Source organism: Nocardia sp. NBC_00508, assembly GCF_036346875.1.
Taxonomy (GTDB): Bacteria; Actinomycetota; Actinomycetes; order Mycobacteriales; family Mycobacteriaceae; genus Nocardia.
The window spans coordinates 145,891-159,569 of sequence record NZ_CP107852.1 but is presented as its reverse complement, the minus strand read 5'-3'; the positions used below and the strand labels follow the sequence as shown (position 1 = coordinate 159,569).

Genomic DNA, 13,679 nt, shown 5'->3' with positions numbered 1-13,679 from the left:
CGCAGATCCGTGTTGGAGTGGTACCAATCTAGGTCGCCAGCAGATAGCAGCCAACCCTCTTGCCTATCATGTGCAAGCGGAAGCAGGTGTAGTGGAACATGTAGCGGACCTTTACCCGCGTGTCCGCTTATGACTTCGGTGCCGGAGACCGGCCGCTGCCGTCGATGGAGACACTCGAAGGCAGCGGGTCCGGATCCGAGCGGCAGCACTGCCGACACAGGGTCTTCGGTCAGTCGCGCTGAGGTAGTAGAGCCCCCGCGGCGGCCCAGGCTCGGGCGAGCCCGAACTCGGCGACGCCGCCGCGGCCGCCGCCCCGAACAGCGCCGTCGCGGTGACGGGGCTGGCGGTCGCGGGTCTGTTCGCGGTCGTGGTTCAGGTGACCGTCGCTTATGTCGCCGCAGTCTCCGCGCCGAGCGAGCGAGGCCGCAATATCGGCGCGGTCACCTCCGGCGTGGTGATCGGCATTCTCGGCGTCCGCGTCCTCGCGGGCGCCTTGGGCGACACGGTCGGGTGGCGCGCCGTGTACGCGCTGCTCGCCGTGCTCTGCGTGGCTCTGGCTCTCACCGTCCGCGCGACACTCGACCCGGATTACAGAACTCCCGGCGCACGGTACGGGGAGGTGCTGGCATCAATGGGGCAGCTCGCGCGCACGGATCGCCTGTTCCTGAGCCGAGGCCTGATCGCCTTCTTCCTTTTCGCGTCCTTCGGAACCCTCTGGAGCGGGCTCGCCCTCCCCCTCGGCACCGAGCCCTGGAACTTCGGCACCACGCAGATCGGCCTATTCGGATTGGCGGGCCTGGCCGGAGCGCTCGGCGCCGCCCGCGCGGGACGATGGGCCGACTGCGGTCACGCCCAGGCGATCACCGGTTCCGCACTGGCGCTGCTCACCGCCTCCTGGCTGCTCATCGCCCGGACCGAAGCAACCGTGTGGCTGCTCGTCATCGGCATCGTCCTGCTCGACTTCGTCGTTCAGGCAGTACATGTCAGTAGCCAGCATCTGCTGACCGCAGCGCACCCGCCGCGCGCCAGCAGCGTCATAGGCGCCTACATGGCCTTCTATTCCCTCGGATCCGCCCTCGGCGCGATCACGACCACCTGGGCATACAGCACCTGGGGATGGTCGGCCTGCTGCTGGTCCGGCGCGGCCTACTCCCTGTCCGCACTGGTTGTGTGGGGACTGACCCAGGTCACCGGCATCACCCGATACCGTGCTGCCAGTTCGCCCCGGCCCCAACCGAAGTGCCGAGACACGGCGCCCCTGCAATGCTGACTAGTGCCTCGTCCAGGTAGGTTGCCCTGGTAACCGGGTGTCGGGTTGATCGTGGACGCGTGTCCGGTGATGCTGCCAGTGGAGGTGGTGTCGGTGGCCCGGAGGCCGGAAGTGTTTGTGCGGGCGGTGACCCCGGAGGAGGGGCGCCGGTTGCAGAAGATCACCAAGACGAGCAAACAACCGGTCAGGACGCGACGAGCGATCGTGGTGATGGCCTCGGCGCAGCGGCAACCGGCCCCCGCGATCGCGAGGTTGATGCAGGTCAGCGAGGCGTATGTGCGGCAGGTGATCCACGAGTTCAACGAGCGGGGGTTCGAAGCTCTGGACCCAAAATGGAGCGCGGGCAGGCCGAAGAAGGTAGATCGGGCGACGCGTGAACGCATCGCTTGTATCGCCCGGTGCTGCCCGCGTGATCTGGGCTGGCCGTTCTCGGTGTGGAGCCTGTCGAAACTGCGAGAAGTGTTGCTGACCAACGGAATCGCTGAGATCAGCCGCGAAACTCTGCGCAAGATCCTCCACGGCGAGGGGGTGTCGTGGCAGGCGGTCAAGACCTGGAAAGCGGGCACCGACCCGGAGTTCACCGCGAAGATGAACCGCGTCCTGGACCTCTATGACCATCCACCCACCGATGGGCGGGTGGTCTGCGTGGACGAGTTCGGGCCGCTGAACTTGCAACCCCGCGCTGGTCGTGGCTGGTTCGGGCGACGAACCCCGAAACGGTTGCGGGCGACCTACCGGCGCACCCAGGGCGTGCGGCACCTACTCGGCGCTCTGGATCTGGCGACCGGCAAGATCCACTACCGGATCCGGGATCGTAAACGGTGGCAGGAGTTCCTGTCGTTGCTGAAGTCGCTGCGGGCGCGCTGGCCCGGACAGAAGCTCTACGTCATCGCCGACAACTTCTCCCCGCACAAACGAGCCGAGGTCCGCACCTGGGCTGCGGCCAACAACGTGGAACTGGTCTTCCTACCGACCTATTCATCGTGGTTGAACTGGATCGAGTCCGAATTCGCGGCTCTACGCTACTTCGCCTTGAACGGCACCGATCACCGCAGCCACGACGAACAGGACGCCGCGATCGGCGCCTACATCCGCTGGTACAACCAGCACGCCCGACCCAAACGCGACTTCGCCGTCAACTCCAAGATCCGGCACCCTGATTACCTACCGAAGGTTGCTTGACGAGGCACTAGCAGCCTGTATAAGGGCCGACATCCACTACCCTATTCGGTATAAGTGGCATCCAATCCGAGTTCGTCGACGGCGCGCCAGCCGACGTGATCCACTTCATCCGCTCCGTTCGCGCCAGATCCTGACGCCGGATATTCGAACCTGCGGAATGGTCTCTGGTTCACGCACTCTCCGGTAGCGAATGTGCCCGCCAGCACCCCGTATCGTCTCGGCATGTGAATGAGGCGGTTGAGGACCGGCAACATCGACTTCGACCGTTTCTCAGCGACGAAGCGCGCCGCTGCGTGTGTTTGCGTCCGGCTCTGTGATCGGGGTTCTGGGCGGGCTGATCGGGCTCGGTGGTGCCGAGTTCCGGTTGCCGCTGCTGATCGGTTTGTTCGGCTTCGTTGCTTTGCATGCGGTGGTTCTGAATAAGGCGATGAGCCTGATCGTGGTGCTCACCGCGCTTGCTGCCAGGCTAATTGCCCTGCCTTATGGCGAGATGACCGAGCATTGGACGATCGCGGCCAACTTGCTCGTCGGCAGCCTGGCTGGTGCGTGGCTCGGCGCGAGCTGGGCGACCCGGATGCATTCTCGAACCCTCTACCGGGTTCTCGCGCTCATCGCCGCCGCGCTGGCCGTTAGCCATCTGGGGCATGTCGGCACCGTCGAATTGCCCACGGCTGCACCGTTTGTAGCACCGCTTACGGACGCGTCGAGGCCATCGCGGCCGACGTCGCACCACGGAACCGAGGAGGACTGACCGGTACTGACCAGTGTCAATTTCGGCATACGGCGCTCGGGCAGTGTTCTTGTCGGAATCTCGGTGAGCGGGATTCATGCGACCCGTGTCACACCAGCCTGTGAGACGTTCCGCAGACCATCTCGAACACGTCGAACGTGGTTCCCCGAACAACGGAGCGTGGCTATGTCCACCATTTCCCAAGATCCCTCGAAGCCCGAGAGTGCCACTGCCGTAGCCGATCCGGACATCGATACCGGCCGCCTGGAGGGCGCCTCGCGGGCCAGGATCTTCGCCATACTGGCGGTCATCGTGCTCTTCACCGAGGTCGCCCCGATGCAGTACACGATCGTCGCGGCCGCGTTGCAGAAGATCGCACCGACATTTCCCGGTGTCGGCGCCGATATCAATTGGGCCATCATCGTTTTCGGCCTGATCGGCGCGGCCGCTTCCCCGCTGATCGGCAAGATGAGCGATGTCTGGGGCAAGAAGCGGATGTTCCTCGTCTGCGGCGTGCTGTTCATGATCGGCTGTGTGCTCGACGCGGTCACGTCGAACTGGGCCCTGTTCCTGATCGGCCGCGGCCTGCAGGCCACCGCCATCGCGACGGCGGTCATCGCCTACGGATTGATCCGGGATCTGATGCCACGCAGGTACGTTCCGCTCGGCCTCGGTATCACCGCCACCGGACTCGGCCTGTCCGCCATCGCGGGGCCGTTGCTCGGCGGCTTCCTGGTCGACAGCTACAGCTGGCGCGCCATCTTCTGGTGCATGGCCGGATTCACTCTGCTGATGCTCCCGGCGGTCTGGCTGGTGGTGCCCGAATCCAAGCTGCGGGTGCCCGAGCGCATCGATATCGTCGGTGCGGTCCTGCTGTCGGCGGGCGCGGGCCTGACGCTGATCTACCTGGACAAAGGGCGGGATTGGGGCTGGGGTAGGCCGACCACGGTGGCGTGGTTGATCGGTGGCGTCGCGCTGCTGGTGCTGTTCGTCGTCGTGGAGACCCAGGTCCCGCGTCCGATCATGGACATGAAGCTGCTGTTCCACCCGCGGGTCGCACTGGTCCTCGCCGCCGCACTGTTCGCTTCCTTGCAGATCGGCGTGCAGTCCTACGCCATCGCCTACATGGCCCAGAGCCCCGACGAAGCGAACATCGCGGGCAAGGTGCAGCAGGGCTCCCTCGCCCAGATCCAAGCGCAGACCGGCCAGCCGATGCCGCCCGAGGCGGTGCAGGTGACGCTGGATCCGGGCTACAGCTACGGAAACGGTTACACCCTCCTGGAATTCGCAGTTCAGATCGCGCTGCTACAAGCCGTGGTCGCGATGATCTGCGGTGCCCTCGCCGGCGCACTGGCTCGCCGGATCGGCGCCCGCATCCCGCTGATCATGGCCCTGGCCATCTTCGTCGCGACGGGCGCCTGCTACGCCCTGCTCCCGCACACGGGACTGCTGCACGATCGGGTGACAGATTCGATCACGCGGCCTGACTGGCCGGTGGGGTCATGATGGTCTCGTATTGGACCGGCGTCAAACGGCCGAGGGTAGCTTGGCGTCGGCGGCGGTGGTAGGTCCGTTCGATCCAGGTGACGATCGCGATGCGCAATTCCTCACGGCTGCACCAGGATCGGCGGTCGAGGACATTCTTCTGCAGCAGCGCGAAGAAACTCTCCATGGCGGCATTGTCACCGGCCGCGCCGACACGGCCCATCGACCCGGCCATGCCGTGACGAGTCAGGGCTCGCACGAATTTCCGGCTGCGAAATTGCGATCCGCGGTCGGTGTGCAGAATGCAACCGGCCACCTCGCCACGGCGAGCCACCGCATTGTTGAGCGCGTGCACCGCCAGCGCCGATTTCATGCGTGAGTCGATGGAGTAGCCGACGATCCGGTTGGAATAGACGTCCTTGACCGCACAAATGTAGAGCTTGCCCTCGCCTGTCTGATGTTCGGAAATGTCGGCCAGCCACAACCGATTCGGAGCCTCAGCGGTGAAGTCGCGTTGGACCAGGTCATCGTGGACCGGCGGGCCGGCCTTGCCCTTTCCGCGTCGCTTCTTGCCGAACGCACTCCACCAGCCCTGGGCCGAACAGATCCGCCATGCAGTGCGGTCGGCCATCGGTTCACCGGCGGCGCGGGCCTCGTCGGCGAGAAATCGGTACCCGAATTCGGGATCGTCGCGATGGGCGTCGAACAGCGCGTTGGCCCGATACGCCTGGTCGAGTTCGGCGGCAGTGACCGGTTCGGCCAGCCATCGGTAGTACGGCTGACGAGCCAGTTTCAGCACCCGGCACGTCACCGTGACGGGGATCCCGTCTTCGGCCAGCTCGCGGACGAGCGGGTAGATCATTTTCCCGGCAGGTTCGCCTGCGCGAAATAAGCGGCGGCCCGTTTGAGGACCTCGTTCTCCTGCTCCAGCAACCGGATTCGCCGTTTCGCCGCCCGCAGCTCGGCCGACTCGCTCGTGCTGGTGCCCGGTTTGGTTCCCTCGTCGACGTCGGCCTGACGCATCCATTTCGACAGCGTCATCGGGTGGATCCCGAAATCGGCGGCGATCTGCTCCAGCGTCACACCATCGTCGCGATTGCGAGCCACACGCACGACATCGTCGCGGAACTCACGGGGATAGGGCTTCGGCACGATGACATCCTTCCAGCCCACCCGAAGGGCAAGCCAACTCGGTTGTCACCTATCCGTGCAGCAGTCCCGATCCCGACGCGGCTCGCGCGGCGAAGGGCATGCTCGACCAGCTCGGCTGGTGGGGTCGGTTGCTGCGGTTCGGCCGAGCGCAGGCGCCATATGGGCAGTGACGAGCGAACGGCGATATCCTCGGAGCATGCTGGTCAGCCGGGCTGCCGAGATCGAGCGCATCGAGGGTGCGCTCGACCGCGTTCGTACGGGACGCGGCGCGGCGCTCATCCTGCGCGGCGATCCCGGAGTGGGTAAATCAGCGCTGCTCGAGCATGCCGCCGGCGTCGCGAGCGCGGACCTCCGCGTACTGCGCGCCACCGGTGTGGAGGCCGAGACCGGGGTGCCGGGCGCGGCGCTGCAGTTGCTGCTAGCGCCGGCCCGGGATCGAGTAAGCGCTCTGCCGCCGACGCAGGCACGCGTCTTGCGGCAGGTCTTCGACCTCGACGGCGAGATGGCCGCGGACCGATTCGAAATCGGTCTCGCGGTCATGGCCCTGCTGGCGGAGCTCGCTGCGGAACGGCCGGTGCTGTGCGTACTCGACGACGTGCATTGGTTTGACGAAACGTCCTCCGCAGCAATCGCTTTCGCTGCTCGCAGACTGACCTCCGAGCCGGTGGCGCTGCTGGCTGCCGCACGAAGCGGGATAGCCACCGGCGTAGATCCGGCCGGGCTGCCCGAGCTCGTGGTGGGACCGCTCGACGAGGCCAGCGCCGAGAGGCTGCTGGCCCGGCGCGACCGGCTCTCGGCACCGGCCCGCCGCTCTCTGCTTGCGCGAGCCGCGGGCAACCCACTGGCCCTGCTGGAGCTGCCGGCCGACGGGGAGGGTGGCCGATCACCGTCACTCGGTTATCGCACGCTGGTGGGGACCTACAAGGATCAGATCGCCGCGCTGGCCGAACCCGCTCGCGCCGTCCTGTATGCCGCGGCGGTCGACGGTACCGGAGACCCGGCGGTGCTGGCTCGTGCCGCCGAGGTGCTGGGGGAAACTGCCGCGAGCCTGGCGCCCGCCGTGCAGGCCGGGCTGCTGATTGTGAGCCCGGACAACCGCATCGCATTCCGGCATCCACTGATCCGCACGGCCGCAAAGGAGGCCGTCGGGCTGGAGCGCAGGCTTGCCATACAGAGCGCGCTCGCCATGGTGTTCGCCGAACGAGGCGACACCTGCCGGTATGCGCAGCACCGAGCAGCGGCGGCGGCCGGCCCCGATGAGGAGACTGCCGCCGCGCTGGAAAGAGCCGCAGCGGGCGGGTCACCAGGGGCGTCACTAGCGTCGATGCTGGAACGAGCGGCGGAACTCACCCCGGAGCCGGGGCGGCGCGGCAAACGCTACGGCGCAGCGGCGTCCGCCGCCATGGACGCCGGGCTGCCCGACCGCGCTGCCACACTGGCCGATCGAGCCGAGGCGGAGGCCCGCGAACCGTCCGGTCTGGTAGCGGTCGCCGTGCTGCGGGCTCGGCTATTGGATGCGCGGGACCGCAGTGGCGAGGCGCACGGACTGCTCCTGCGCACCGCATCGGCGATGCACACCGACGATCCGCGAGCGGCCGGGCAGCTGCTGGTGCGCGCAGCATGGGCCGCCGCCCACACCGGCGACCTGTCGATGGTGAAACACACCGCGGCCGAAGCGTTTCGGCTCGCCGTGCCGAACGTCGACACCATCGACTCGCTGACCCGGTTGTTCATCGCCAATGCCGAACTCCACGCGGGCGGGCCTGGTGCTGACGGAGGGCCGTTCACCGTGGCGGACGAGCCGCACACCGCACTGGACGCGGGCTGGCAGCACCTGATGCTCGGTAACCTCGGCGGTGCCCATCACACCGTGCTGCACGTGGAGCGGGTCGCTCGGGAGGACGGTGCCTCCGGTCTGTTAGCCGCCGCGCTACCGTTGCTCGCCCGGGTTTCGCTGCTGCTGGGCAGGGTCGACGAGGCCGCGGCGGCGGGTGCCGAGGGGCTGCGGCTCGCCGCCGACACCGGGCTCGGCCGCCACGCCTCCTACCTCGAAACGGTGCTGGCGTTGCTGGCCGCCATGCGCGGTGACGAGCAGCAGTGCGTGGGGTTGACCGCTGGTGCGATCGCGCGCGGGACGCCGCCCGGCAACGTGCACGCTGCGGGCGCGTTGAGCCTTCTCGACCTGGGGCTCGGACGCTACGAGGAGGCGTTCGGGCGGTTGACCGCCCTCGCGGAGGCGTCCAACCGGAGCGGAATGACGGCAAGTCTGCCCGATCTGATCGAAGCCGGCCTCCGCTCCGGAAGAGCTCGCGACCACGTGCCCATCGATGGTGCCTACACCATCTACGCCGAGTGGGCCGACCAGGTGGATCGGCCGTGGACCCGAGCGATCGCGCTGCGGTGTGCCGCCCTACTGGAGGGTGAGCGCGACAGCGCCGAAGAGCTGTTCTTACAAGCGCTCGACCTGCATCGCGACGCGGGTTTGCCGTTCGAATACGCGCGCACGCAGCTACTGTGGGGCGAATGGCTGCGCCGTCGCCGCCGTCGCGGCGAGGCGCGGCTGGCCTTGCACGGCGCCCGCGAAACGTTCGAGCGACTCACCGCCCGGCCATGGGCCGAACGCGCACGGGCCGAACTGCGCGTGGCCGGCTACACCGGGCGAGATGTCGCCGCCTCCCTCGCCCTGTCCCAGCTGCTGACCGCACAGGAGCTGCGGGTGGCGCGCTGGGCGGCCCGCGGGCTGAGCAACCGCGAGATCGGCGCCCAGCTGTTCCTGAGCCCGCGCACGGTGGGCTACCACCTGCACAACGTGTTTCCCAAGTTGGGGGTGCGCACCCGCGCCGAGCTGGCCATGATCCCGGAACTCATTGCCGGCGAATGATTCAGGTCATTCGACAGATCCGCGGGGTGGTCGTATGTCCCTACCGTTGGCGGCATGAGTGCAGACGACACAGTTCTGGTGACCGGCGCGACCGGCACCGTCGGCAGGCGAATCGTCGATGAGCTGGCACGGGCCGGCGTCCCGGTACGGGCATTGACGCGGAACCCGCGATATGCGCGGATGCCCGAAGGCGTCGAGGTGGTCGCGGGCAGCCAGACCGATCCGGCGAGCCTGGAACGGCATTCCGCGGGCGTATCGGCAGTGTTTCTGGTCTGGCCCGACCTCGGTGACCTCACCACAGCCGACAAAGCGATCACAGCCATCGCCAGTCAAGCGAGCCGGATCGTGTTCCAGTCCTCCGCCGCGGTGCGCGACGACGCCGACCCACAGGCCACCGTGATCGGCCGCTCGCACCGTGAGATCGAGCGGCTCATCGAGCGGTCCGGTCTGGACTGGACGTTCCTGCGCCCGTGGGCATTCGCCGCGAACTCGCTCGCCTGGGCGGACGACGTACGCGCGGGCCGGGCGGTGCGGGGCGCATTCGGCAGCATCCCGGTGACCGCGATCGATGAGCGCGACATCGCCGCGGTGGCTGTGCGCGCGCTGCGCGACGATCGGCACGCGTCCGCGGTTTACGAACTCTCCGGGCCCGAGTTGCTGACGCCGGTCGAACGGCTTCACATCATCGATGACGTCACCGGACGGCGGTCACTCTGGGCTGACATCTCCGCCGGCGAGTGGGCGCGACAAATCGGTGCAGATTTCGGCCCAGCGGAAGTCGAGGAGCTGCACCGGTCGTATCTTGCGATGGCGGACAACCCACCGCCGGTCACCGACACCATGCGGGCGGTGACCGGCGAACCGGCACGCCGCTTCCTGGAGTGGGTGCGCTGGCATGCGGCCGAATTCACCGATCCGGTGCCCGATGTCGCGCGGCCCGATATGGACGTGGCGACAGTCGGCCGGTGGACGCTGGGCTCGGAGGCCGCACAACTAACCGCTGCCGACGCCGCACTGGAGCTGTGGGCCGACTCAGCATGGCCGGATGGCCTGCTGCGGCGCAGTGTTCTGCTCGGCACCGACGGCCGGACCGTCTTGCACTATGCACAGTGGTCCAGCGCCGAAGCGGCCGACAGGTTCGGCGCCGACGAGACGGCGACCTACACACGGATCGATAGGGCGCTGCCCGAGATCGTCCGCTCGGATACGACAACTCATCGCCTGTACCGCCGCGTCGTACCGCACGAGTCGTTGCCGGTCGGATGCGTCGTCGTGGTGTCCTTCGACACCGACAGCCAGGAGACCGGTCGAACATTCGTGGACACCCTGCTGGATCGGTTCCACCCGATACACGACCCAGACCCGAAAAAGACAGCCGGCATGATCAGCAACAACTTTCACATCGCGACGGACGGGACCGGGGTGATCAACTATGCGGAATTCGTCGACGTGGACGCCCATCGCGGTATCGTCGACGGCCAGCTGAGCAGCAACGACGCGGTTCCGAAGATGATCGCTTCCATGCCCGGCCTGACCCCGCTCGGCTTCCAGCGCTTCCTGCCCTATCGAAGCGTGACCGCTCCACGCTCCGAGTGAGCGTCCACGACCAGCTCGCCACGTGCCCCGGGTCACGGCGAGCACTCGCTCGGGAACATCTCGACGCCTCGAGAGGCATCGCACGAGCGCCGGTCCCGCTGCCATATCGGAAACTGCGCACGCTGGCGGCGACGTTGCCCGGATTGCATGACTTGCTGCCGTCTTATCGCGCAGCGGGCTGCCATCCCGGCATCGGCCGTACAGGCGAAGCCAGTGCTTCAATGCTCCACGGCTGAACATCTCATCCGAATTGCAGAACTCGGCAGCGTTGGAACGCGGTCTCCCGGGAGGCGTCCTCGTAGGCTTCGATGTCGTCGCGGACTTGGTCGAGGTGGGCGAGGATGCCGTCGACGGCATCGGCGCCGAGCGCCAGTCGCAGTGGCGTCCTATCGACATCGAGGGCGGTGAGCATGAGGGCCGCGCCGCGGGCCGGGTCGCCGGGCTGTTCTCCGTCAGATGCGGCGATGACAGCGCGCATGCCGCCGACCGTGGCGGCGTAGTCGGACAATTCGGAGCTGAGCGTGGTGTTGCCGGGCAGGCTGGTGCGGAACGACCCCGGCTCTACGATTATCACCTTGATGCCGAGCGGCCGGACCTCCCCCGCGAGAGCCTCGGACATGCCCTCGACGGCGAACTTGCTGCCGCTGTACGCGGAGAAGCCCGCCCGGGAGGTCTGGCCGAGCAGGCTGCTGACCTGGATGATCGCTCCCGATCGTTGAGCGCGCATATGCGGCAGGACGGCGCGTACCATTGCGGCTGGCCCAAAGACGTGCAGTTCGAACAGATCCCGAAGTTCCGCGTCGGAGGTCTCCTCGAAGGCTCCGATATGGCTGCGGCCGGCATTGTTGACCAGGACGTCGATGTGGCCGTAGCGGGCTGCGATGTCCGCGACAGCGGTCGCGATAGCGGTCTGATCGGTGACGTCGAGGCTGAGCGCCTCGATCCGATCCGGGTGGGCGGCGACGAGATCTGCCAGGGCTTCGGGTCGCCGCGCGGCCGCGACGACAATGTTCCCCGCGGCGACTGCCGCCTCGGCGATGGCCCGACCGAAGCCGGAATTGGCGCCTGTGACAATCCAGATCTCGTTCATCTCTTCAGCGTGCAGCCGGTTCAGGGGCGCGTCCAAGACCTGTCATGATAACCATTGGTTATGGACCTGCACGGACGCGATCTGCGCTACTTCCTGGCTGTCGCTGAAGAGCTGAACTTCACGCGCGCGGCTGAACGACTCTATGTGTCGCAACCGGCACTGAGCAAGCAAATTCGGGCACTCGAAAGACACTTGGGCGCACCACTTTTCACTAGGGGTCCGCAGCAGGTGATACTCACCCCCGTCGGGGAGGCACTGCTCCCGCACGCACGGACAGTGCTGGAGGCACTGGATGCCGCGACCGCGGCGGTGGAGCAAGCGCGAGCGGCCCAGCGAAGCACACTCGTGATCGGGATGGGTGCCAGCCCGGGGCGCGGCGGGCTGCTTCCGGCGGTGCGGTCGCGGTTCCTCGCGGCCTACCCCGAAGTCACCTTGAAGTTACGTCAGGTGGGCTGGCAGGACCCGACCGCCGGACTGTCGGACGGCAGCAGCGATCTGGCATACATTCGGCTCCCGTTGCCGGATCCGGGGCGCTACGCCACAACAGTGATATCGGAGGAGCCCCGGCTGATCGCGCTGCCTCCCGGACATCAGCTGGCTGGCACGACGGCATTGGACTTCGCGGACCTGCTGAACGAGCCGTTCCTGGCACTGCCGCACGCGGCAGGACCACTGCGGGACTACTGGCTGGCAATGGAGAAGCGGGCCGGGCGGCCGGTCCGCGTCGGCGCCGAGGTGGCCGGTATCGATGAGGTCAACGAAGCTCTGGCGGCGGGCCTCGGCGTGATCCTGACCGCCGCGGGCGACATCCCGCTGCTCGACCGCGGCGGGGTGACTTTCCGCCCGGTCCGCGATCTACCCCCGCTACTTTTTGCGCTCGCCCGCCGCGCAAACGACCAGCGTCCTCTGGTTCGGGCCTATGAGCAGGCACTACGAGCAGTCCGCGACGTCGACGAGAAATAGGAGCACGCGCTGCATCAGCGATAGCAACTCGCGGATCTCATTGCTGCGGTGGTCGACGATGTCGCCTGAACCGATGCCAGGTCGATGCGCTCTGCGATTCTCTTGGTAGCCGAGACCGCTGCGACGGTGCTGACAATCTCCTTCGCAGCGGTGTTGCCGTACCGTTCGCGCTACCGCCGATCGCCGCACACGCGATATGGATTCGGCTCGTTGAGGGTCCCCCGCCTTCTCGGAGGTGATGAGCACGGTCCCCCATCGATCTGCTCACGAACCGATCGACATTGCCGCCGAATGCGATGCGGTCGACACCGACCGCCCAGCCGACCAGGGCGGCCCCTCCTGGCCACGGCCCGGTCAGCCGGCCTTCCGCGGTAGTCCTCTTGCCGCACGCAACCAATAGTGTCACAATAATGAACACTGTTCCGTATAGTGAGACGCATCTGGAGTGAGACGTTGTGACCCAAGTCATCGCCGACCGGCTACGGTTGGAGGCCATACTCCGCCCCCGAATCCCAACATCGAACCACTCGAAGTGAACGTCTACAGGCACATGGCGAAGGCGGCCGCACACGTGATGCCGCCGTTCCCGGATGCTGCAGCTAGTCAAAGATGCCGGCTGGAACCCTGGATTCGGGACGGGCGCCGGGTGGTTCTGAGCTTCGGCGGTGTCGCTGGTGCGATTCTACTCGGAATGCTCACCATTCGGTATCGCCTCGACCGAATATTGTGGATATCAGTACTTTCCGCTGCGGCAGGCATCGTTACTTTCGCAGGAATGCTCACTCACACCGGTCCAGCGATAGTGTTCACCGCCGCAATGGGATCGGCGGTGAACGCCTCGCTCAGGGGCGTGGCGGCGGTGACCCCGAAGGCTTATCCTGTCATGTCGCGATCCACCGAGACCTATTGGCTACTTGATGGCGACTGTGCGCCGATCTCGGGCCGATTCCGGTTGGGTATGCCGCTCACAGAACTAGCGTCACAACAATTGCAGACCCGGGGCCAGCGGATGAACGGCCCTGACACCAGCTAGCTTGCCGCCGGAGGCGATGTCGCCGGCAGCAATCCTGTCGAATGAGTGGTAACAGCAGTGGATCGAGTAACGACATTGATTCTTCATTCCCGGCCAACCGTGTACCGAGTGGACATACCATTGCGGATTGATCGCCGTCGGCTCGACAGTGCGGAGCGTGGCGCGCGAAATACGAGCAAAGTGGAGGACCGTATCCGAAATTTGCATAGCGGCCCGGCCGGTGCGCAGGGCGGCAGGTTGCGGTGAAACTTGGATTGAACACAAGCGCTCGATGGCTCGGGTTCTACCGGCTCATGC

General features: G+C 66.7%; 8 protein-coding genes and 1 pseudogene. 7 read left to right on the top strand and 2 right to left on the bottom strand.

All coding sequences use genetic code 11. From position 1 onward, the window contains the following. The first annotated feature begins 331 nt into the window (after window positions 1-331). The 4 genes and pseudogenes from OHA40_RS00630 to OHA40_RS00615 all read left to right on the top strand — a co-directional run bounded on the left by OHA40_RS00630 (window position 332) and on the right by OHA40_RS00615 (window position 4,688). Window positions 332-1,270 (top strand): MFS transporter, encoded by a 939-nt coding sequence (locus OHA40_RS00630; protein ID WP_330231110.1) that lies wholly within the window; start codon window positions 332-334, stop codon window positions 1,268-1,270. 69 nt (window positions 1,271-1,339) lie between these two features. Then, window positions 1,340-2,452 (top strand): IS630 family transposase, encoded by a 1,113-nt coding sequence (locus OHA40_RS00625; RefSeq protein WP_330234030.1) that lies wholly within the window; start codon window positions 1,340-1,342, stop codon window positions 2,450-2,452. Between the two features lie 280 nt (window positions 2,453-2,732). Further along, a pseudogene (locus OHA40_RS00620) lies at window positions 2,733-3,203 on the top strand (TSUP family transporter); the annotation flags it as partial. 165 nt (window positions 3,204-3,368) lie between these two features. Continuing rightward, on the top strand, window positions 3,369-4,688 hold the full coding sequence (locus tag OHA40_RS00615; RefSeq protein ID WP_330231109.1) for an MFS transporter: 1,320 nt from the start codon (window positions 3,369-3,371) through the stop codon (window positions 4,686-4,688). On the opposite strand, the gene OHA40_RS00610 is transcribed toward OHA40_RS00615, so the two are convergent. Further along, a protein-coding gene (locus OHA40_RS00610) for an IS3 family transposase (protein ID WP_330230251.1) occupies window positions 4,657-5,819 on the bottom strand; the annotation gives its coding sequence in 2 pieces (ribosomal slippage) (window positions 4,657-5,532 and window positions 5,535-5,819; 1,161 coding nt in all). The genes OHA40_RS00615 and OHA40_RS00610 overlap by 32 nt on opposite strands. 196 nt (window positions 5,820-6,015) lie before the next feature. Here OHA40_RS00610 and OHA40_RS00605 point away from each other — a divergent pair. Next, complete coding sequence (locus OHA40_RS00605) at window positions 6,016-8,700, top strand: helix-turn-helix transcriptional regulator (RefSeq protein ID WP_330231108.1); 2,685 nt, start codon at window positions 6,016-6,018, stop codon at window positions 8,698-8,700. Between the two features lie 54 nt (window positions 8,701-8,754). Next, a complete protein-coding gene (locus OHA40_RS00600; RefSeq protein WP_330231107.1) occupies window positions 8,755-10,296 on the top strand; it encodes an SDR family oxidoreductase in 1,542 nt (513 codons plus the stop codon). Window positions 10,297-10,537: 241 nt separating this feature from the next. On the opposite strand, the gene OHA40_RS00595 is transcribed toward OHA40_RS00600, so the two are convergent. Further along, the gene (locus OHA40_RS00595; protein ID WP_330231106.1) at window positions 10,538-11,422 is read right to left on the bottom strand and encodes an oxidoreductase; all 885 of its coding nucleotides are present in this window, start codon (window positions 11,420-11,422) and stop codon (window positions 10,538-10,540) included. Between the two features lie 24 nt (window positions 11,423-11,446). Here OHA40_RS00595 and OHA40_RS00590 point away from each other — a divergent pair, with 24 nt between their 5' ends. Next, window positions 11,447-12,349, top strand: a complete 903-nt coding sequence (locus OHA40_RS00590; protein ID WP_330231105.1) for a LysR family transcriptional regulator — start codon at window positions 11,447-11,449, stop codon at window positions 12,347-12,349. Window positions 12,350-13,679 lie beyond the last annotated feature (1,330 nt).

Excerpts from the sequence above, each read along its gene's own strand:
- OHA40_RS00625 (WP_330234030.1), top strand. The coding sequence starts at position 1,340 with ATGCTGCCAGTGGAGGTGGTGTCGGTGGCCCGGAGGCCGGAAGTGTTT.
- OHA40_RS00615 (WP_330231109.1), top strand. The coding sequence starts at position 3,369 with ATGTCCACCATTTCCCAAGATCCCTCGAAGCCCGAGAGTGCCACTGCC.
- OHA40_RS00605 (WP_330231108.1), top strand. The coding sequence starts at position 6,016 with ATGCTGGTCAGCCGGGCTGCCGAGATCGAGCGCATCGAGGGTGCGCTC.
- OHA40_RS00600 (WP_330231107.1), top strand. The coding sequence starts at position 8,755 with ATGAGTGCAGACGACACAGTTCTGGTGACCGGCGCGACCGGCACCGTC.
- OHA40_RS00590 (WP_330231105.1), top strand. The coding sequence starts at position 11,447 with ATGGACCTGCACGGACGCGATCTGCGCTACTTCCTGGCTGTCGCTGAA.